Origin of the sequence: Halorhabdus sp. CUG00001 (assembly GCF_009797925.1) — an archaeon.
Taxonomy (GTDB): Archaea; Halobacteriota; Halobacteria; order Halobacteriales; family Haloarculaceae; genus Halorhabdus.
The window spans coordinates 683,611-703,707 of record NZ_VOLB01000001.1 but is presented as its reverse complement, the minus strand read 5'-3'; the positions used below and the strand labels follow the sequence as shown (position 1 = coordinate 703,707).

23 protein-coding genes, 1 tRNA gene and 1 pseudogene are annotated in these 20,097 nt (G+C 61.7%); 14 read left to right on the top strand and 11 right to left on the bottom strand.

Going from position 1 to position 20,097, the window contains the following annotated elements; genetic code table 11:
* Nucleotides 1–30: 30 nt before the first annotated feature.
* The 5 genes from FR699_RS03490 to FR699_RS03470 are packed head-to-tail and all read left to right on the top strand — an operon-like array spanning nucleotide 31 to nucleotide 3,711.
* Entirely contained in the window at nucleotides 31–870 is an 840-nt protein-coding gene (locus FR699_RS03490; RefSeq protein ID WP_158854057.1) for an NOP5/NOP56 family protein, read from the top strand.
* Entirely contained in the window at nucleotides 867–1,493 is a 627-nt protein-coding gene (locus tag FR699_RS03485) for a fibrillarin-like rRNA/tRNA 2'-O-methyltransferase (protein WP_154551787.1), read from the top strand. Before FR699_RS03490 ends, FR699_RS03485 begins: the two co-directional genes overlap by 4 nt.
* A 49-nt stretch (nucleotides 1,494–1,542) precedes the next feature.
* Complete coding sequence (locus FR699_RS03480; protein WP_158854053.1) at nucleotides 1,543–2,628, top strand: glutamate--cysteine ligase; 1,086 nt, start codon at nucleotides 1,543–1,545, stop codon at nucleotides 2,626–2,628.
* A gap of 46 nt (nucleotides 2,629–2,674) precedes the next feature.
* On the top strand, nucleotides 2,675–3,163 hold the full coding sequence (locus FR699_RS03475) for a helix-turn-helix domain-containing protein (protein WP_154551789.1): 489 nt from the start codon (nucleotides 2,675–2,677) through the stop codon (nucleotides 3,161–3,163).
* A gap of 53 nt (nucleotides 3,164–3,216) precedes the next feature.
* Nucleotides 3,217–3,711, top strand: coding sequence for a phosphopantetheine adenylyltransferase (locus tag FR699_RS03470; RefSeq protein ID WP_158854050.1), 495 nt, complete (start codon nucleotides 3,217–3,219; stop codon nucleotides 3,709–3,711).
* On the opposite strand, the gene FR699_RS03465 is transcribed toward FR699_RS03470, so the two are convergent.
* Nucleotides 3,712–4,020, bottom strand: coding sequence for a transcription initiation factor IIB family protein (locus FR699_RS03465; protein ID WP_158854047.1), 309 nt, complete (start codon nucleotides 4,018–4,020; stop codon nucleotides 3,712–3,714). It abuts the gene before it with no gap.
* A gap of 84 nt (nucleotides 4,021–4,104) precedes the next feature.
* Between FR699_RS03465 and FR699_RS03460 the strand changes: the two genes are divergently transcribed.
* The 6 genes and pseudogenes from FR699_RS03460 (at nucleotide 4,105) to FR699_RS03435 (ending at nucleotide 9,965) form a co-directional block, all read left to right on the top strand.
* Nucleotides 4,105–4,188: transfer RNA gene (locus FR699_RS03460), tRNA-Leu, on the top strand.
* 739 nt (nucleotides 4,189–4,927) lie between these two features.
* Nucleotides 4,928–6,466: a MoxR family ATPase gene (locus tag FR699_RS03455; RefSeq protein ID WP_158854044.1), complete on the top strand. Its 1,539-nt coding sequence runs from the start codon at nucleotides 4,928–4,930 to the stop codon at nucleotides 6,464–6,466.
* A complete protein-coding gene (locus FR699_RS03450; protein ID WP_158854042.1) occupies nucleotides 6,459–7,835 on the top strand; it encodes a hypothetical protein in 1,377 nt (458 codons plus the stop codon). Before FR699_RS03455 ends, FR699_RS03450 begins: the two co-directional genes overlap by 8 nt.
* A 9-nt stretch (nucleotides 7,836–7,844) precedes the next feature.
* A pseudogene (locus FR699_RS03445) lies at nucleotides 7,845–8,171 on the top strand (restriction endonuclease); the annotation flags it as partial.
* A 205-nt stretch (nucleotides 8,172–8,376) separates the two neighbouring features.
* Nucleotides 8,377–9,183: a diadenylate cyclase DacZ gene (gene dacZ / locus FR699_RS03440; protein WP_154551792.1), complete on the top strand. Its 807-nt coding sequence runs from the start codon at nucleotides 8,377–8,379 to the stop codon at nucleotides 9,181–9,183.
* Nucleotides 9,183–9,965: a mechanosensitive ion channel domain-containing protein gene (locus FR699_RS03435; RefSeq protein WP_154551793.1), complete on the top strand. Its 783-nt coding sequence runs from the start codon at nucleotides 9,183–9,185 to the stop codon at nucleotides 9,963–9,965. Before dacZ ends, FR699_RS03435 begins: the two co-directional genes overlap by 1 nt.
* 8 nt (nucleotides 9,966–9,973) lie before the next feature.
* Here the strand turns inward: FR699_RS03435 and FR699_RS03430 are convergent, their stop codons facing one another.
* Nucleotides 9,974–10,435 carry a DapH/DapD/GlmU-related protein gene (locus tag FR699_RS03430; RefSeq protein WP_370454833.1) on the bottom strand — a complete coding sequence of 154 codons (462 nt, stop codon included), beginning with the start codon at nucleotides 10,433–10,435 and terminating at the stop codon, nucleotides 9,974–9,976.
* A gap of 200 nt (nucleotides 10,436–10,635) precedes the next feature.
* Here FR699_RS03430 and FR699_RS03425 point away from each other — a divergent pair, with 200 nt between their 5' ends.
* Complete coding sequence (locus tag FR699_RS03425; protein ID WP_154551795.1) at nucleotides 10,636–11,316, top strand: carbonic anhydrase; 681 nt, start codon at nucleotides 10,636–10,638, stop codon at nucleotides 11,314–11,316.
* Between the two features lie 15 nt (nucleotides 11,317–11,331).
* On the opposite strand, the gene FR699_RS03420 is transcribed toward FR699_RS03425, so the two are convergent.
* Together FR699_RS03420 and FR699_RS03415 are read right to left on the bottom strand one after the other, a co-directional pair.
* Nucleotides 11,332–11,637: a chorismate mutase gene (locus FR699_RS03420; protein WP_154553200.1), complete on the bottom strand. Its 306-nt coding sequence runs from the start codon at nucleotides 11,635–11,637 to the stop codon at nucleotides 11,332–11,334.
* Nucleotides 11,634–12,482: a shikimate kinase gene (locus tag FR699_RS03415; RefSeq protein ID WP_154551796.1), complete on the bottom strand. Its 849-nt coding sequence runs from the start codon at nucleotides 12,480–12,482 to the stop codon at nucleotides 11,634–11,636. Before FR699_RS03415 ends, FR699_RS03420 begins: the two co-directional genes overlap by 4 nt.
* 92 nt (nucleotides 12,483–12,574) lie before the next feature.
* Here FR699_RS03415 and FR699_RS03410 point away from each other — a divergent pair, with 92 nt between their 5' ends.
* Nucleotides 12,575–13,003 (top strand): DUF5796 family protein, encoded by a 429-nt coding sequence (locus FR699_RS03410; RefSeq protein WP_154551797.1) that lies wholly within the window; start codon nucleotides 12,575–12,577, stop codon nucleotides 13,001–13,003.
* A 1-nt stretch (nucleotide 13,004) separates the two neighbouring features.
* Here FR699_RS03410 and FR699_RS13390 read toward each other — a convergent pair whose 3' ends face one another.
* A complete protein-coding gene (locus tag FR699_RS13390) occupies nucleotides 13,005–13,139 on the bottom strand; it encodes a hypothetical protein (RefSeq protein ID WP_255470249.1) in 135 nt (44 codons plus the stop codon).
* A 122-nt stretch (nucleotides 13,140–13,261) separates the two neighbouring features.
* Between FR699_RS13390 and FR699_RS03405 the strand changes: the two genes are divergently transcribed.
* Nucleotides 13,262–15,367, top strand: coding sequence for an AAA family ATPase (locus tag FR699_RS03405; RefSeq protein ID WP_158854040.1), 2,106 nt, complete (start codon nucleotides 13,262–13,264; stop codon nucleotides 15,365–15,367).
* Between the two features lie 373 nt (nucleotides 15,368–15,740).
* Here FR699_RS03405 and FR699_RS03400 read toward each other — a convergent pair whose 3' ends face one another.
* The 6 genes from FR699_RS03400 to FR699_RS03375 all read right to left on the bottom strand — a co-directional run bounded on the left by FR699_RS03400 (nucleotide 15,741) and on the right by FR699_RS03375 (nucleotide 19,836).
* Nucleotides 15,741–16,169 (bottom strand): SRPBCC family protein, encoded by a 429-nt coding sequence (locus FR699_RS03400; protein WP_154551799.1) that lies wholly within the window; start codon nucleotides 16,167–16,169, stop codon nucleotides 15,741–15,743.
* A gap of 36 nt (nucleotides 16,170–16,205) precedes the next feature.
* A complete protein-coding gene (locus tag FR699_RS03395) occupies nucleotides 16,206–16,430 on the bottom strand; it encodes a hypothetical protein (protein WP_154551800.1) in 225 nt (74 codons plus the stop codon).
* Between the two features lie 39 nt (nucleotides 16,431–16,469).
* Entirely contained in the window at nucleotides 16,470–16,652 is a 183-nt protein-coding gene (locus FR699_RS03390) for a hypothetical protein (RefSeq protein ID WP_158854038.1), read from the bottom strand.
* A 56-nt stretch (nucleotides 16,653–16,708) separates the two neighbouring features.
* Nucleotides 16,709–17,743, bottom strand: a complete 1,035-nt coding sequence (locus FR699_RS03385) for a phosphate uptake regulator PhoU (protein ID WP_158854035.1) — start codon at nucleotides 17,741–17,743, stop codon at nucleotides 16,709–16,711.
* 160 nt (nucleotides 17,744–17,903) lie between these two features.
* On the bottom strand, nucleotides 17,904–18,983 hold the full coding sequence (locus FR699_RS03380) for an ATP-NAD kinase family protein (protein ID WP_154551803.1): 1,080 nt from the start codon (nucleotides 18,981–18,983) through the stop codon (nucleotides 17,904–17,906).
* 49 nt (nucleotides 18,984–19,032) lie between these two features.
* The gene (locus FR699_RS03375; protein WP_158854032.1) at nucleotides 19,033–19,836 is read right to left on the bottom strand and encodes an aldo/keto reductase; all 804 of its coding nucleotides are present in this window, start codon (nucleotides 19,834–19,836) and stop codon (nucleotides 19,033–19,035) included.
* Between the last annotated feature and the right edge of the window lie 261 nt (nucleotides 19,837–20,097).

Below are 20,097 nucleotides of genomic sequence, written 5' to 3'. Positions count from 1 at the left end.
TTTTATCGACGTGGGTACCGACCTCCCTACATGGACAGCGACGACGGCTGGTTTCGGGGGGTCGATCCTGACGATGAGAGGGCGGCCGCGACAGCCATCGCGGACGGACGGGCGGAGGAGCCGGCTGCGTGGCCGGCTACCGCGGTCGAATCGGGGTTCGCACCGGCGGAAGCGACCTACTACGAGCGACTCCGGACAGCCACGATCGAAGCGGCAAAGACCGGAGTGACCGAACGTGAACAGGCCGACGATCAACAGTTGGTCCACGCGATCCGCTCGCTCGATGATTGTGAACGGACCGCAAACGAACTAGCAGAACGCATCGCCGAGTGGGCGGGCACTCGGTTCGACGACGCCGGCACGGGAGTCGAGTACGCGCGGGAGCTGGCCGAACGCGAGCCGGACGATCCAGCCCAAGCGCGACTCGTCGAACTGGCCAGTCGCGTCGCGGGGCTCGCCGAGGAGGCAGCCACGTTGCGACAGTACGTCGAGACGACGACGCCGGATGTCGCGCCCAACCTCGCAGCGCTTGCGGGGCCTGTCCTTGCAGCCAGGCTGCTATCCTTGGCCGGGGGGCTAGAGACGCTGGCGAAAAAGCCCAGCGGGACGGTGCAGGTCCTAGGTGCGGAGGACGCCCTCTTTGCCCACTTGCAGGGATCGGCCCCGTCGCCGAAGCACGGAGTTATCTACACGCACGAGTACGTCCGAGGGACAGACCCCGAGCATCGGGGATCGGCTGCCCGGGCGCTCGCGGGAAAGCTCTCGATCGCCGCACGGATCGATCACTACAGTGGGGATCGCCGCCCGGAACTGGCGGCAGAACTCGACGAGCGCATCGAGGCGATCCAGTCGCGGGGTGAGAGCGAATGAGCCTCCCCGCGGGCGTCGAACGGCGTGAGTTCGACGGGCAATCGGGACTGGCAACGCAGGGGCCGCCGGTCTACGGCGAGCCGGTGGTCGAGGGGTGGCGTCGCTGGGATCCGAACCGATCGAAGCTCGGTGCGATGTTACAGACGGACATCCACACCGACTTCGACGGCGGCGAGACGGTGCTGTACCTCGGTGCGGCCAGTGGGACGACAGTGAGCCACGTCGCTGACTTCGCCGGCCCGACTTACGCCGTCGAATTTGCGGCCCGACCGATGCGGGATTTGGTCGCGGTAGCTCGCGACCGTGAGCGGCTGTTTCCGCTGTTGAAAGACGCACGAGCGCCCGAAACCTACGCACACGTCGTCGAACCAGTCGACGTGATCGTCCAGGACGTCGCGACTCGCGGACAGGCCGCGGTGGCACTGGCCAACCGCCGGTTCTTGCGGGACGATGGCCGGTTGTACATGGCGATCAAGGCCCGCAGCGAGGACGTCACGCAATCACCAGAGACCGTTTTCGAGGACGTGCTCGATTCCCTCTCGACGGGCTACGAGATACTCGATCGCACCCGACTGGAACCGTACCACGACGACCACCTCGCGGTGGTCGCCCGGCCGCGGTGAGTGTGACGAACAGAACCCTTTAGCCCGACCGAATCCAACGAACGAGGCGATGGCGACGGCTCCGGAAGATGTGTTCGACCGTCAGGGGACGCTGGGCATCGAAGAGGAATTCTACGTCGTCGACGATCACGGTCGACCGGTGTCCGGGACCGACACGCTCGTCTACGAAACTGATCCCCCCGAGATTCTCGAAGAGCGGCTGGATCACGAGCTGTTCAAAACGGTCATCGAGACCCAGACGCCAGTGATCGCCGATCCGGCGACTGCGCAGGACGAACTGGCTGCCGTTCGCAGCGCGTTAGTAGAACACGCCCGGAATCACGGCTACAGGATCGCCGCCGCAGGCTTGCATCCGGCAGCCAAGTGGCGCGAGTTGGAACACGCCGAAAAGCCGCGGTATCAGGCTCAACTCGATCGCATCCAGTATCCCCAGCACCGCAATACGACGGCCGGACTGCACGTCCACGTCGGCGTCGACGATCCCGACAAGGCCGTCTGGATCGCAAACGAGATCCGCTGGCATCTCCCCGTCTTGCTGGCGCTGTCGGCGAACTCTCCGTACTGGAATGGCTTCGATACAGGACTGCAATCTGCCCGCGCAAAGATCTTCGAGGGGCTACCGAACACCGGGATGCCCTCTGCCTTCGACTCCTTCGAGTCCTTTCAGCAGTACGAACGCCGGATGATCGAGACGGATTCGGTCGACGATCGCGGAGAGCTGTGGTTCGACGTTCGCCCGCACACGGGCTATGGGACTGTCGAAATACGGACACCCGACAGCCAGGCGGCGATCGATCGCGTCCTGGCGCTGGTCGAGTATATCCGGGAACTGGTCGTAGACCTGGCCGCCCGGTACGAAGACGGAGAGACTGGGACGACCATCCGGCGGGAACTGCTCGATGAGAACAAGTGGCGAGCGATCCGGTACGGCCGCGAGGCCTCGTTTATTGCGCGCGATGGGGAGGGCACTGTGGCTCTGGAGACCGTGATCCAGCGGGATCGTGACCGACTAGACGTCTCGCGGATCGAGGCGCTGGTCGACACCGAGAGCGGGGCCGAGCGCCAGCGCCGGCTCCGTGCCGAAGCGGGAGTCGACGCCCTCTGTGAGTCGGTAGTGGTGGCCGATCCGCAGTAGCCAAGCATTTTTAGCTCGGCACGGCTTCTGTCCCCGTAGAAAGGACATGACTGACGAGTCACCAACGGACGAGCCGACCGAGGGCGAGGACGTCCGCGAGCGGCTTCAGGAGGGGGCCGATCGCGCGGTCGAAGAGTTCGACGAGCGACTGATCGATCTGCTGTCGTGGCTGCTGGATACGGAGACCCGAGCGCGGATCTACATCTATCTGCGATCGACGGCAGAGAGCACCAGCGAGGAGATCGCTGACGGGACCGGGTTGTACCCGAGTACCGTTCGGGAGGCGCTGGCGGAGTTACACGAGGAAGAAGTCGTCACTCGCGCAAAGCGCGAACACGATGGGGCCGGAAACAATCCCTACGAGTACAGTGCGATCGCGCCAAGCGAGCTCGTCGGTGACGTGGTCGGCGACGTCCAAGAGCAGTTGAATACGGTGGTCAACCTCGATTCACACCTGCACGCTGAAGAGACAGACACCGAGGAGCCGATCACGATTACCGTCGAGGAAGCCGGGGAAACCGACGCGGAAACGTAACTGGGAGTGGCCGTTCCGAAGGCACTAAATCGCCCGCCGCCGTGGACTGAGACATGCAGATCGCGCTGGGGGGCACGTTCGATCCGATCCACGACGGCCATCGCGCACTCTTCGAACGCGCATTCGAACGCGGCGACGTCACTGTCGGACTGACGAGCGACAAGCTCGCCCCCGACACCCGTCAGGAAGGACGGCCGATCCGGGACTACACCGACCGACTTGCCGACCTCCGGGCGGAGTTGTCGGCTTTTGCCGAGGACTACGACCGAGACTGCGAGATCCGGAAACTGGAGGCCCCGACCGGCATCGCGACCGAGGCCCAATTCGACGTGCTCGTCGTCTCGCCCGAGACCGAGACCGGTGGCAAGCGCATCAACGAGATCCGCCAGGAGAACGGCCGCGAAGTCTTAGAAATCGATGTCGTCGATCACGTCACGGCCGAAGACGGCAAGCCGATCTCGTCGACGCGGATCGTCCGCGGCGAGATCGACGAACACGGGAATCTGACGCCCGATCGGGACGGCCGCGAGCCCGCTGTCGAAGAGTAACTACCAGTCGGGGGCGTCAAAGCCCGCCGTTTCGAGCAGTTCTTTCCAGTGTTGCTGGACAGTGAGTCGTGAGACGTCGGTCGCCTCGGCGACCTGGCCCTGGGATCGTTGATCGCCGGCGACCAGTGCGCCGACGTAGATACTGGCCGCGAGGATCGCCTGTTTCGAGCGGTCTTCGTCCGGGACGTTAGTGAGAAAGACGTCGGTCGCTCGCGACGTGGCGGTCTCGGTCAGGTCGAGTGTCTCGGCCGCGTCCTCGATGGCGTCGATCCACTCCTCGTTTTCGACCTGATCGCGAGCGCGGTACATGGACGGGCGTAGGGTGGTCGCCGGCTTAAATCCCTGTGGGGCAAAGCGTCAGGTTCATTTTCCGGGGCGGGAATTGTACGCTGAGCGCGGGTAGCCAAGCCAGGAAACGGCGCAGCGCTTAGGACGCTGTCCCGTAGGGGTCCGCCGGTTCAAATCCGGTCCCGCGCATTTTGCGGCGAACAATACGTGAGCCGCAAATGCCGAATGAGGATTTGAACCCTGGAAGTCACAGCCCGCGAAGCCGAGCAAAGCGAGGCGAGCCGGAATGTCTTCCTTCGGTTCAAATCCGGTCCCGCGCATAGCGAGGCGCGAACGGAGTGAGCGCCTCGAAAACGACGAACGGTGAGCGGAGCGAACCGTGAGTCGATCGCGAATTTGTTCGCGATCGACTGCAATCGAGATTGGGATTTGAACCCTGCGAGGAAGGCACAGCGAGTGCGAGACCCGACCTGTGGGAGCATCTCGGATTGCGAGCGGTGAAACCGCGAGCGAGTATGTCTCGGTCCGGCTCAAATCCGGTCCCGCGCGAGACACGACTGTCGAAAGTGTCTCAATTATAATCAGAAGCGATCGAAGCGAGTCGTGAGTCGACTGCTACAGTTCAGTGTTAGTCATCCACAGAGTCTTTCCCCTCGCCGATACGCCTCGTCTCTTGAGGCAACTTGACTCGCGGGAATCCATCCAGCTTTCCACTCGTGTCCACACTGTTCGTCTCGTTCGCAAAAACAGAGAACCTTCCAGCCGGTTGCTTCTTCTTTCAGTCCATACCAGACAGACTCCCTTCGACAGTGCCGACAAAGTGCTTCGTCATGTTTGCGGAACCGCATCGAGTGCACGTGGTTCCGTTCTCAAAGATAAAGGACGGGACCCGCACTTATTTTATATCGCGCCGAGATAGCCCGACAACATGACTTACGACGGGCCAGCTATTTTCCGCGCCCCGATTGGAAATTCTGCTGCACAGGAGAACTTCCGCAACACGGTTCTCGACGGTGTTGACCGGACGAGGATAGCGGGCTACGCAGAAGACGTTCCAGATACTGATCCAGTTCGCGTCTGGGGGACGAAAGAATCAGTCGAAGGAACGTGGTCGAACATCACCCCGGGTGACTTTCTCATCTTCTACCGCGATGGGACGTACGAATACGCGGCCGAAGTCATCGGAACGGAGCAGAACGAACCACTCGGGAGAAACATCTGGCCGAACTTTGAGGACGGGAGCCCATGGCTCTGTATCATCTATCTTCGCGAGCCTGTCGAACTCGGAGTCGATTCCTCGCTGATACACGATCTCGCAGGATACGATATTGACTATCCCATGGGATTCGCCCCGCTCAACGACATGGGGGTCGGTGGAATCAGAGGGCGGTTCGGTTCCGTAGAATCATTTGTATACGGCGACTCCGAACCGACAACAGTAGATGTCACCAGTGAGCCGGAGGTAACAGTCCCTGTAGAGGCGCTTGATGGACTCCACTTCCCAGAGAACCACGGCACGGGGAAGGAAGCCCTCGTAGAGAAGATAAACGATGCATTCAACGCAGGCAAACATATCATTTTCACTGGACCGCCAGGAACTGGAAAAACTGAGATCGCACGACGAGTGAGTGATCACATTGTTTCGTCCCACGACGACGTTTTCACCGGTTTCGAGATGACGACGGCGACTGCAGACTGGTCCACATTCGAGACAGTCGGTGGGTACATGCCGGGTGAAGAGGGCGGCGATGACCTTGAATTTCAGGCAGGACAGGTACTTCGCTGTCTCAAGGAACGCAACCAACAGCGCAACGACCTGCTGATCATCGACGAGATCAATCGGTCGGATATCGACAAATCATTTGGTCAGTTGTTCACGCTCCTGTCCGGGCAGGGTATCGAGCTCCCGTTCACTCGAGACAACGAGGAGATTACTATCCAACCGGCGAATGAAACGGACGGATCCCTCGAGCCACACGAGTATGTCGTACCGTCTTCGTGGCGAATCTTCGCGACGATGAACAGCTACGACAAGGCCTCGCTGTATGAGATGTCCTACGCATTCATGCGCCGATTTGCGTTCATTTACATCGATGCTCCGGCGGTTCCCGACGATAGGATAGAACAAGGGCGGCTTGTCGAAGAATACGCGAACGTTTGGGATATCGACGCTGAGGAGCGACTTCTACAGGATGTCGGCGAGATCTGGCACGTCCTCAACGCAGGGGTCGACGAACGACGGATCGGTCCAGCGTTGGTCCGGGACATCCTCGCCCACGCATCCAACTCGAAACAAGACCGGAAGGACGTACTGACGGAAGCGGTCATGAGTTACGTCTTCCCGCAACTCGAAGGCGTTCGTCGCCGAGAACAGATCGTCGACGGCCTGGCGACTCTCGACCAATTGCACGAAGACAGATTGCGTTCGGTCGGGGGCGATCTCCTCCAGATTCGTTTCGATGAATAGGGACGAACTCCTCGATCAGTTGAGTCAGGACATCCTGGCGTACGTGATGCACGGGACGTTTCCCGAGCAACACATCGCCCAAGAAATCGCACCGTCCGAACTCGAGGAGCGGTTTCACGACTACGAGATGCTGGTTCGTCTCCACTTCATTCTCCGACCGGATGTCGTGGATTTCGTCGCAGAGCTACCAGCACGTCTTCGTCGTGTGAAAACCCAGACAGAAAACGTCGCGAGGGTCAATCAGGGGTCAATCGATGGCAAGATAAACTGGTCAGCAACGTACCGCGAACGCCACAGCCGAAATCCCGGCGATACGTCGATCTTCGTCTGCGAGAATCGAACTGAAAACTACGATATCGACGAAAATCTCGTCCTGAAGCGGCTATTGGCGATCATTCACGAAACGCTTGAGGAATGTGAACAGTATCTCGAAAGGGATTACGCATGGATCAATGAACGATGGAAGGGAGAAGCCGACCTGGTTGAGACCCTACGAGAGGCCGTGCAGCGAAACGTCCACCTCACTCGTATTCGACGCCCGGAAGCCTACGAACCGACCGATCGGATGCTGCAGCGAGCACAAGAATCGCGACAAGAAGTGTATAGAGAAGCCGCGAGGTTACTCTCACGTTATCGACAAACCCTGGCTGGAGAAGCTACTGCGATCACGGAATTACTCGATTCGACAGCCATCGCGCCGGACGACGACGAGACATTGTTCGAACTGTTCGTTCTGTTTCGCTATATCAGCGTCATCGAGGGATTAACTGACGATCGTTTCGAGTTGCAGACAATCGAGACTGGCTCACAACAGGTTGCTCGCCTCGAAGCAGACAATCAGGCGATTGCCGTCTATCACGACAGTGCTGCCCGCGCACAGGATCTCGAGTTCGTCTCCGATATCCGGGAGAAAGAGCCAATCTCGCTGTCCCGTACTGAGCGGATCCAGTACGAGACAGAACGAGTAAGTGACGAGTACTTTCTCGATAGTGAATCACGTCATCACACGGGGCGACCGGACGTCATCGTGCTTGAAATCGAGTCGGGAGACACAGTCGAATATCTCATAACCGAAGTCAAGTACTCTAACCGCCAGGAGACCGTCGAGCAAGGCATCAAGGAGACACTCGAATATCTCGCGTTTCTTCGGGACGATGGCGAATTAGTACACGATGAAACACAGATGTTTGGAGACGGGTGGAACGGCGTACTGGTAACCAGGGATATCGATTCCGAACCGACCGCTCCGATCGAGAAACAACGCCTCATCAAGATACTCCAGGCGTCGGAACTTGAGTCCCAACTTCCGAAAATCGTCACCCGATTGCTCGACGCTCAAGACAAGAACCTCTCAAACACGGTCAATTGACACTCGCCATTGCGCATCTCGGACCTCACCGAGGCGGAGGCAGACCTGATCGAGCACTTCGTGCCCGTCGTCGTCGACGAAGCGGGTGGGTTCGCGGACTTCCGCGAGACCGCCACGAAGACGAACTCGCTTGTGGATCGCCTGCGAAAGCTGACGCTGCCCGCCGTCGAGGACGTGCAAGCGGGGCTGGAAAGCTACGTCGAGACCAAGGAACGCGCCGCGGAACTGGAAGCGAAGATCGAGCGCACCGACGATCTGATCGACGAAATTGTGTACGAGTTGTATGGGCTGACTGACGAGGAAATCGAGATTGTCGAGGAAGCAGTGGGAGAGTAGCATCCGCGGAGCGCCGAAGGCGCGACGCGGTTCACCGCGAACGAGGGCGCGACCCGGCAGGGCGCGCCCGAGCGAGCGGGTGTTTTTGGTCCAGCTTTTTGCGAGGAGGGTTAGCGAGCGAGCCGTGTGGGGCGAGCGAGCGCACCCGACGCAGTAAAAAGGTGGGCCGCAAAGCTTTTTTCCTGTCCGATGATCTGATAGGACAATGAGCCATATCGAAGACGTGCTGGATTCTCTGGCGGCCGACCTGGATGGAGTTGTGCTTTTCAGTCCGGATGCCGAGTTGTACGAGGGGCTCACCGCGGATTACGAGGTCATCGTAATCGGCGCGGAAAACGAGCGGGAGGCCGACCGGTTCGTGGAGTTGCCGGTCGAGTTTTCGGAATTGAGCGATCGAGTGCGCTTTGGGATCGAAGGCGCACTCGCCCAGGAGTACCTCGGCGAAAACGATCAGGTACTCTGTCTGGCGACGACGTACGGCGACAGCCTGGATACGGCGGTGCGCGTCCGGGCCGGGGAGTTCACCGAGACGGGGGTCTACGATCTGTTCGTCAACTCCAGGGCCGAACCGGGAGTTATCCGGAACGTCGTCGATGTGGCCGTCGAGTTGGGCAAGAAAGGTCAGAAGGGCAAGCCGGTCGGGGCACTGTTCGTCGTCGGCGACGCGGGGAAGGTCATGAACAAGTCCCGCCCACTCAGCTACAACCCCTTCGAGAAGAGCCACGTCCACGTGGGCGATCCGATCGTCAACGTGATGCTCAAGGAATTCTCGCGGCTTGACGGGGCGTTCGTTATCTCCGACGGGGGGAAAATCGTCTCGGCCTACCGGTATCTCGAACCCTCCGCGGAGGGCGTCGACATTCCAAAGGGCCTGGGAGCCCGGCACATGGCAGCCGGGGCGATCACGCGGGATACCAACGCCATCGCGATCGTTCTCAGCGAGAGCGACGGGCTCGTCAGGGCATTCAAGGGCGGTGAACTGATCTTCGAACTCGATCCGGAGGAGTATTGATGGTCGAGCTGGCAGATATTGTCCGGACGCTGTTCTCCGAAGAGACAGCCGTGACCGTGGCGATCGGTGTGCTGTTCATCGGGGCGGTCGCCGGCTATCTGGTGTGGCGAACGACGCGGAACGTGCTCACTCACCTCAACGTTCCGGAGGCAGTCGAAGGGACAGCTTTCGAACGGACCATCCAGAACTTCGGTCTCTCGACAGTGGGTGTGCTGTCACAGATGGCGGCGCTGTTCGTCTACGTGCTTGCGGTATTCGTCGCGTTACAGGTTGCAGAAATCCTCGACGCGGATCTGTTCTGGCAGCGCTTCCCCCAGTATCTGCCCCAGTTGTTCATCGCCGCCGTTGTGGTCATCGTCGGGTTAGTGATCGGCGATAAGGTCTCCCTGGCGATCAGTGAGCGCCTCAAGAGTGTCAAACTGCCAGAAGTAACGCTGTTGCCCAAGCTCGCCAAGTACAGTATCTTTTACGTGGCTGCGTTGATCGCCCTGGGTCAACTAGGCGTCGCGACGACCGCGCTCGTCGTGTTGCTGGCCGCCTACGCGTTCGGTCTGTTGTTCCTGAGTGCGCTTGCGTTCAAAGACTTGCTGACGGCGGCGGCGGCCGGGACCTACCTGTTGTTGACTGAACCGTACAGTATCGGCGACGAGGTCGAGATCGACGATCGACGCGGCGTCGTCCAGGAGATCGACGTGTTCGTGACGCACGTCGAGAGCGACGAAGCGGAGTTCATCATTCCGAACCAGCGCGTCGTACGGTCCGGGATCACTCGCTTCCGCTGAGGAGACACTCACTCTGGCGCCGAGACGACTTCAGCAGGTACCCCGGCTACTGTCGCACCGGGTGGGACGTCTTCGGTCACCAGCGAGTTCGCCGAAACTTGCGCATCGGCCCCGATGCGGACACCAGGTAAAACGACCGCCCCCGCGCCGACCATCGCGCGCTCGCCGACTACGACTTCACCCGTGCGGTACTCGTCTTGTAGATATTCGTGACAGAGCAGCGTCGCGTCGTAGCCGACGATGGCGTCGTCCTCGATGACGAGCCGGTCCGGCCAGAGCATGTCTGGCGTGGCCCCGAACGCCAGCGCGACACCCTCGCCCACGTCAGCACCGAGGGCGCGCAAAACGACGTTTTTCAGGCGCACACTCGGGACGAGTCCGAGCGCCCAGATGATCGCCGGCACGACCAGCATCCAGATCGGGTTTCGCGTGCGGATCCAGTAGCGAAGCGAGTTACGCGGTCCGGACACTGTGTGGCGCTCCAGCCGGTCGTGTCGCGAGGTCTCCGAGTCGGGACCTCGAGATGGCCCGTGCTTCACGCGCTGTCGTTCGGCGCGACCGACCAAGAAAGTCGCGGGTGCCTTCGTCAAGAGGGGACCCATCCGTCGTCGTGGTGGCGAAATCCGCCCGAACGTCAAAAGCTAAACCGACGAGGGCGCTGACCACAGCCATGCACGATGTCGTCCAGGCGTTACTCGATGGGAACGAACAGCACGTAGCGACGATCGATGCGTCGTTTGAGGAGCTTCAGGACGGACAGGCCCCCGAAGCCGTCACGGTGTGCTGTTCGGACTCGCGGGTGCTGCAAGATCACCTCTTTTCCAACGACGACCCTGGTCACCTCTTTACGTGTGGGAACATCGGGAACCGCGTCGTCCAGCGAACTGCCGGTGAAACAGTCGTCTCCGGGGACGTCCTCTATCCGCTGGCACACACGGGCACCGACGTCGCGGTGGTCGTCGGGCACACCGGCTGTGGCGCGGTCACCGCGACGTACGACCACCTCACGGACGGCCTCTCCGAACCGCCGGGGATCGACCACTGCGTCGATCTCTTAGCCGACCACCTCGAAGCTGGCGTCGACGCGTTGCCCGACGATATCGATCGCGAAGAAGCGATCAACCGTCTCGTCGAGTACAACGTCGACCGGCAAATCGAGTATCTCGAATCGAGCGAGCACGTGCCCGCTGAAACGGACCTGATCGGTGTCGTCTACGACTTCCAAGATGTCTACACCGATCGCCGTGGGGAGCTACAGGTTATCAACGTCGACGGCGAGACCGACCCCGAGACACTCCGGGACGCGCAGCCGGCCATCGAGTCACGAATTCGGCGATTGTGGACGTACTGACGGCGACGATCCGAATTAGCGTTGTTCTCGCTGTTCGACCTTGTTCAACTCGATCAGGAGTCGGAAGATTGCCTTCACGAGGTTGGCGTCGACGTCGAACTGCTCGGCGTTCTCGCCGGCCCGATCCATCACGCGCTGTTCCTGCTGTTGGTCGGTCGTTGGCAGTCCTTGCTCGTCTTTGACGGCCGCGATCGTGTCGGCGACGTAGGTTCGTCGGGCGATCAGTTCCACGAGTTGCTCGTCGATCGAGCGGATTTCCTCCCGGAGCTCGTCGAGATCCATTTCCTCGGGCGTCTGTTCGGTCACGTTCTCGCGAGTCATGTCGTCGCCCCCGTGTTTTGTGTCGTTGTGAACCATGTGCGACCCTCTCGTTGGGCCCAGCTTTCACGCACGCGCTCTAAATCCTCCCGGTTCCCGATTGCCGTGACGCTCGGTCCAGTCCCGGAGAGAGAAACACCCTCGACGTGGGCCATCGCCTCGAGAAGTGGATCCGGCGAGAAGCCGAGCGCGGCGGCAAAGGCCAGCCCGTTGACGGTCATCGCGCGACCGTACTCGCCCTCCATAGCCATCTCGGCCACCAGTTCGGCCATCGGGGCGATCTGCTGGCAGCGCTCGACGTCGGCCGCGGCGCTGTAGGCCCGTTCGGGCGGCGTCCAGACGAGGACGTCCCACTCGACGGCCTCGTGGGCCAACAGTTCGTCCGCCGTATTGTCCGTCACCGTGACGCCGCCGAGCATGCTGGCGCTGGCGTCGTCGAACGCGCCGGTAACCGTCACACCGACGTCTCTGGCTGCCTGGACGCCGATACGTGCGGCGTCAGCCTTCGACACCTCTTCGGCCACATTGAGTGCGGAAAGCGTCGCCAGCACGGTCGCGTTCGCGGCAGCGCTCGAACTCTTCAGCCCGGAGGCGAGTGGAATGTCACTCTCGGTGCGGACGGTCCCGCCCTCGCCGTCGCCAAAGCGCTCGGTGACGAGTTCGACACACCGCTCGATGAGGGCCGTCTCGGCGTCGGGATCGTCGGCAATTGTCCCCGTGATGCCGTCCTCAGCGGTGAGCTGTACCTCCGCGCGAAGCTCGGTGTCGATGGCGAACGCCGAGCCAGTCCCCGTCGCGAGGGCGTTCAAGACGGTCCCTGCGGCGGGGGCTACAGCCGTTCCGTTCATGGCGCGAGGGTGGCCGAGGGCGCATATAGATGTGGTGGTTACGCCGCCGTGCAAGCGCGGTGTTTTTCCCCTGTTCGGCCGAACAACGCGGTATGAGCATTCGCGAGGACGTCCCACCGGATACCATCGGCGTCGAACTGACCGAGGAGGGGGTCGTCGTCGAGTATCTCGACGGCCGGGAGGCGTTCTATCACGGCGTTCCCACTCGCAAAGAGGCGTCAGTCACGACTGCTCCAGGCAAGCAGGCCCACGTCCTCGTGACCGACGAGTCCGAAAGTCAGGGCGTCCTCGTCTACGTCAACGATCGCGTCACGCACGAAGACATCCTCGAATCGAGCGGTGTCGGTCGCGTCCTGCTCGATCCGGGCGAAACGACGACGGTCTTCCCAGGCGTCAAAGCGACGAGTGAGGCCCATCGCGTCCACGTCGATGTAGACTTCGAGACCGTCGATGGGCGCGTGTTCGTCTTCGAGGAGGACGAAATGGGCGAACGTGCCTTCGAAGTCACCCCTGGCGAGTAAGTTACTGGATATACGACGGCTCCTCGGCGTCGCACGTGTCCTCGTGCTGGCGAGCGTCTGCCTGCTCGTCGAACAACATCCCACACTGCTCGCATTGATACCACGTCATATCATCGCGTTGGGTTGTCTGGACCATGTATGATCGTCCGAGGGCCGCGAATAAATGCGTTTTCGTGCCATGGCCTACCGTGCCACAAGACGGTGCTGAGCAGCCGGGACGGGGAGAATTCTCAAGGGCAGGACGGTGCTACTGGCGCTATGGTCGCTGTTGAGCAGGGCATCGACGTCAGTGTCGAGGGGGCACACAAGCGCGATGCCGGCCGTGGAATCGCCCGACTCCCCGAGTCCGTTCGGGATCGACTGAGTGTGTTGAGCGGGGATTCAGTCCTCATCGAGGGCGAACGGACGACGGTCGCGAAAGTCTGGCCGGCGGATAGTGACGGCGAATACGTGCGGATCGACGCCGACACCAGACAGAACGCCAAAGTCACGATCGGCTCGACGGTCACACTCCGGGCAGCCGATCTCGACGCGGCAAACCGGGTGAAGCTTCGGCCGATCGATGCGAGCGTCGAGGGGAACGCTGGCGGATCGATCGGTGAGCGACTCAGAAACAAGCCGGTTAGTGACGGTGATCGGGTCACCGTGCCCGAACTCGGCTCTTTCAGTGTGGCCGACGTCGATCCGGCCGGAACGGTCAGAATCGAAGCCGACACCACCGTCCGCATCGGCCAACCGGTCGAATCCGATCCAACCGAATCAAGTAACGACGAGCAATCGACGGCGGCAGAGTCGACTGGATCCCAGGGCGTCACCTACGAGGACATCGGTGGCCTCGACGACGAACTCGACCGGATCAGAGAGATGATCGAACTGCCGCTGTCCGACCCGGACGTCTTCGATCGTCTCGGCATCACGCCGCCGAAGGGCGTCCTCCTGTATGGGCCGCCCGGGACCGGCAAAACGCTGATCGCGAAAGCAGTCGCCAACGAGGTCGATGCGTACTTCGAATCCATCTCCGGGCCGGAAATCGTCTCGAAGTACAAAGGCGAGAGCGAACAGCAACTGAGAGAAGCCTTCGAGCGGGCCGAGGCCAACGCCCCTTCGATCCTGTTTGTCGACGAAATCGACTCGATCGCCGGCACGCGCGACGAAGACAGCGATATGGAGAATCGTGTCGTCGCACAGTTGCTCACGTTACTTGACGGCCTCGAAGAGCGCGGCCGGGTCGCAGTCGTCGGTGCGACAAATCGCGTCGATACCGTCGATCCAGCCCTCCGGCGTGGCGGGCGCTTCGACCGGGAAATCGAGATCGGCGTCCCAGACCAACCCGGTCGCCGCGAGATTCTGGAGGTTCACACCCGCGGCATGCCCCTGGGTGAAGACGTAGATCTGGACACACTTGCAGGGACGATGCACGGGTTCGTCGGAGCCGACGTCGCGGCGGTCGCAACTGAGGCCGCGATGGCTGCGCTCCGGCGACAACGAGACGAGCCCGAAGTCAGGCGCGCGGACTTCGACCGTGCGCTGGCCAGCGTCGACCCCTCTGCGATGCGCGAATACGTCGCCGAGTCACCGACAGTCGACTTCAGTGACGTGGGCGGCCTCGAAGACGCGAAGGCGACGCTCGAAGAGGCCGCCGAGTGGCCCCTAAAGTACGGCCCGCTGTTCGAGGCGACCAACACCGACCCGCCGTCGGGGATCCTCCTGTATGGGCCGCCAGGGACGGGCAAGACGCTACTTTCGCGGGCACTCGCCGGCGAAACTGGTGTCAACTTTATTCGGGTTGCTGGCCCCGAACTACTGGATCGATACGTCGGCGAGAGTGAGCAAGCCGTCCGTGAAGTCTTCGAGCGAGCGCGCCAGACCGCACCCGCGATCGTCTTCCTCGACGAAATCGACGCGATCGCGTCCCAACGTGGTGGCGGCCACGAGGTGACCGAGCGTGTCGTCTCTCAGTTGCTGACGGAACTTGACACCGCCGCCGAAGACCCGAATCTCGTCGTCCTCGCGGCAACGAATCGGCGCGACGCGCTCGATTCCGCACTGTTGCGTCCCGGGCGACTGGAGTCTCACGTCGAAGTACCACCACCGGATACCGAGGCCAGGCACGCAATTCTCACCGTCCACGCCGAGGGGAAGCCACTCGGCGAATCGGTCGACCTCGAGGAGATCGCCACCGGGACAGACGGGTACTCGGGTGCCGATCTGGCAGCCGTTCTCCGCGAGGCCTCACTCACAGCGATCCGGGAAATAGCCGGCGACCACGACCCAGACGCTGGCAACGACTTGGCTGACGACGTGACGATTACCCAAGCCCACCTTCAGACAGCGTGTGATCGCGTCGATCCGTCTGGCCGGTGACTACGGCACAGACAGCTGTGAGACGTCACATAGCGGCGCGGAAAGACGACGTTGGGGTACGTCGGCCAGTGCGGCGACGAAGAGAGGACGGGACTGGATGTCCAGGACGTGGGATCAGTCGTCCGGACGGGAGCTTCAGGCCGGTTGCGTGGTCGGATCTTTGTGCCGGGATGACGAGAAAAGCGTCGTACCGGCAGTGAGACATTTGTCACTGTCGAATATAAATCCCCGTATGACGGACAGTCTTGACTCAGGTGTGTACCACGGCCCGCAGTCTGCAAACGTGGGAAAGGCGCGCTGACCCGACCGATATCGCGTAGATTGTGACTCTCGACGACTCCCGGCTCGCTGCCGAGTCGAATGGGTGGCCGGATTATGACTCGCCGTCGAGATACGCACGGAGCCCGGCTTCGAGATTGTCGAACTCCGCCTCGAGGTTGTCCCGGAAGAACCGTTCGATGCCGGGGATCCGGCCTTCGACCGTGAAGTGGTTGGTGAGTCGGGTCCCGGTCTCGGTCGCTTCGAGTTCGTGTTCGCCCACCACGCGCATCGCTCGTGAGCGGCCGATGAACTTGACAAACTCCGGAGGTCGTCGTTCGACATCTTCAGTCTCGATAGCGATGGTCTGATCGATCACCGGGATCGGCAACGAGAGATGCCACGTAGCACTCCCATCACCATCGACTTCGAAGTCATCGACGACACTCACGTGACGTGCGCGGTATTTCGGATCGGCGATGAATGTCCACACGTCCGCCGGCTTGGCTGGCACATCGAGCACCCGCTCCAGGCGAATCGCCATAGGCCTAGTCCGGGCGCGGACGGCAAAAACCCGCCGCTAGCTGCGAGTGACGCGCCAGGTTGTCGAACGGGTACGCCCCCACTTCTCGATATCGACCTCGTCGGCCTTTTCGGCGAGTGTCGGGAGCCGGACGCCGACCTGTTTAGCCGAGAGGCCGATACTCTCGGCGATTCCTTTCGCCCGGAAGTACCCTTCACCACCGCCGACACGGTCCCGGAGGTACTCGAGGATAGCGCGTTCTTCGTCACTAAACTCCGCCATAGGAGGGAATAGGCCGTCCAGCGATAAAAGCTCGTCCGTTCAGGCGTAGACGTGCCCAGCGGCGACCGCCAGCGAGCCGGCCCCGACGGCTACGGCAAAGCCCAGGCCGGCGAGGAGATGATCTTCGGCACCGAGTCCCATCGTCAGTGCGCCCGCCAATGCGAAAACGACGAACAGAACCGTCAACCCGATGCCTTTCTCAGACGCGTTGGACGCGGCCATATCCGTTCGATCGTCCGGAACTGGCTTGTAAGTTTGCCTGCCGGCGAGGAGGCCGTTCACTCGACGGTCACGTGCTCGGACTGGTCTTTCAACGCGAGGTTCGTGGCAATTTCGGCGTTCCGGACGGCATACTGGGCCGTCTCTTGGAGGGCAACGAGCACTTCTCGAACGGCGAGTAGATCCTCGTTGCTCATCTCGGCCAGGCCATCGAGCAAGTCGTCTTCGAGGGCATCGATCTCACGAAACTGTTCGCGGACGTCGATAGCCGTCGTGTGGTCGCGATCGATCGCCGCCTGCACGGCCAGTTCAGTCAGGTCGTCGACCTGCTCGGTGAGATCCCGAATCCGCTCCATGGTGTCGGCATCGACGCTGAGACTGTGCCCTTCTGCTTCCATTGCGATATCTGCGATGTCTTCAGCGTTGTCCGCGATCAGTTCCAGATTCTTCGCGATCGACCGGTACCCGATCAGCGGGAAGCTATCGTCCAGGCCGATCGCCTGAGCAAAGTTCGGATTCTGGTAGGCGGTAAAGATCAGTCGCAACACGAGGACGAAAATCTTGTTGGCCTGTCGTTCCCGGTTGAGCGCCCGCTGGGCAAGATCCGGATTCCCGTGGGCGAGGGCTTTGACGGCCTCGTTTCGCATCGTCGAGCCCGTACTCTCTAGGCGTTCGAGCAGGGTATCCAGCGTGAAGTCACTCGGGTCGACCGAGCAGCGAATCGAGATGCGCTCGGGCGTCTCCTCGATCACGCCAAGGCCCATCAGCTGTGTCTCGGCGGTGTAGACGGCGTTGATGTGGGAACTGGCCAACGTCTCGCCCTCGTCGGCCTCGACGTTGATGACCCGGCGACCGAGGACGTACTGGGCGACGATCGCCCGCTCGACCGCATCAGCGTCCAGCGACGAGGCAGCAATCGTGGCCTCTGAGTCTCCCGAGGAAACGGAATCCGGAAGCACGGTCAGGGTTCCGTTATCACCGACACGAAGCGACAGCTCGTCACCTTTCTGGACGTCGGTGTCGCTCGTCCAGGCCGCCGGAAGTGTCATCGCCAGCGTCGATGGACCGAGTTGCTGGACTTTCCGTGTATCCATACTCGGTGTAGGCATCCCTATGGCCTTAAGTTTGTGAGTAGCATCCGGATGTCCTAAAGTACGATCTAAGATCTATTAGGGACCGCCCCTGCTGACTCGAAGAGTCAACCCAGTTTCCGACCGTGCTCGGTCCGGCCGAGAACGGAGGCCTGAGCCACGCTCAGACGAGCTGCAGAAACCGACGTTCGCGTCGCCCGACGCGGACGCGCTGCCAGCCACGAAGCGTCTCGTCGAGGTCCGGATCGCCCGTGTCGACGCGTAGCACGCCCAGCCCGTCCAGCTTCCGGCGCGAGGCAACGATCTCGACGTCACACTCTCGAAGGACAGCCGGCGAGAGCTGTTGGTTTCCTCGTCCGAAGACGAATCCCTGGCCGCCGATCGGTGAGACGATCACGACGTTGCGATCCCCGAGTGCATCGAGGATTGCCGACTGGCCGCCATCGGCAACGAGTACCTCGCCGTCCCGCCAGACATCGACGCCGAGTGGTGACGGGTCGATTCCAAGCTGTCGTTCGATTTCCCCGACGGTGCTGCCAGGCCCGAAGACGTACGTGGTCCCCGAGTCGACTTCCTGGGCGACGCCCGCTGCAAGCGTTTCGACGCTCCCGCCGGCTCGTTCTTTCGGTGACTGGCGCAACTCCGCGACCGGCGTCAACGCGGTGGTCTGCAGTTCGGGGACGACAGCCCCGTCTCGGAAAGCGTCCTCGTCGAGATCTTGCAGGTCGGCTCGCTCGACCCGCTGGAAGGTCGCTGCAATCTCGCCGGCGGCCTCGGGATCGACGGCGAAGACTCCCGAGTAGACTTTCACTCCAGCCGGAACGCCGAGCATCGGCACGTCGGCTTCGAGCCCCGCGAGGGTCTGGGCCACGTCGACGGCCGTGCCGTCACCACCGACAAAGAGGATCACGTCGACCCCGGCAGCCACAAACGCTGCCACGGCTCGGCGTGTATCCGCCACTGACGTCGCGCTGATGTCTGCCGACGGGCCTGCTGCTGGGCGGGAGGCGACGACTGGCTCGAAGCCGGCTTTGCGTGCCACGTCGGCCCCCATCACCCCTCCGACAGTGATCACGTCCACCTCGTGAGCAGCCAGTCCGTCGAGTGCTCGCCGGGCACGATCCGGTGCCCGAGGTGTGGCGCCGCGTTCGCGGGCGTCGGCGACCTTCCCGTCGGTCCCTTTCAACCCGACACGGCCACCCAAGCCGGCGATCGGGTTGATCAGGAAGCCGACGCGTCGCATCGAGTAGACGTACGGCAATCAGTCAGAAAAGCACGGGGGTTACCGGCGGTTACTCGTTCCAGGGGGCCACGTCGAAGTCGAGGTGGCGATCCTCGCGCTCGATTCCGTCGATCGTCGCGACGTCTTCGTCGTCGAGTTCGAGAGCGAGACTCTCGAAATTGTCGCGGATGTGGCCCTCACTGGTGGCTTTCGGGATCGTGGACACACCCTTCTCGCGCAGCCACGCGAGACTGACCTGGGCCGGACTGACGTCGTGTTTCTCGGCCACCTCGACGACTTCCGGCACGTCGAAGACGTCGCCCCGAGCCAGCGGGGAGTAGGCGACGAGCGTGTAATCGTGTTCGTCGGCGTGGGCGCGGAGCGCATCCTGCTGGAGCAGTGGGTGCATCTCGACTTGGTTCGCGAACAGTGGCACATCGAGGACTTCCAGGGCCGTCTCGACGTTGAATGGCTCGAAGTTGGAGACGCCGACGTTCCGGATGAGACCCTCGTCGTACAGCTCGTCGTAGGCGGGCAGCGTGTCCGCGGGATCGTAGTCGCCGGTCGGCCAGTGGACGTACAGCAGGTCGACGTACTCGACGCCGAGCCGGTCGAGGCTATTGTGTGCCGTCTCGATGACGCCGTCGTAGCTCAGACTCGTCGAGGAAGCGTGGACTTTCGTCGCCAGGAAGATCTCTTCCCGGTCGACGGCAGCTTGTGCGATCCCCTCACCGACGGCTTCCTCGTTGCCGTAGATCTCCGCCGTGTCGATGTGCCGATACCCCGTTTCCAGGGCCGTCCGGACACTCTCTGCACACTGGGCGGGATCCTCGTTCTGCCAGGTCCCGAGTCCGATGTCTGGTAGTTCCGTCATGTCTCACGCATGGTCGGGGAACGGTTTGGGTGTTTCTATCTACGGCGAGAAATTACGTCACAAATTGCCGGCTGTGCCACATTCGGCGAAGCGAACGCGTTACTCGTCTTCGTGGGCTTGGTCAAACTCGAAGTCCATGCTGTGCTCGGACATCGAGACACCGGAAGACTCGCTCGCTTCGCTCACGGATCACTTTGTTTCCCGTTCCCATCGAAGTCTCGCTGCAGTCGGTATCAGTTCGGCCGTCTTCCGAGCCGCCAA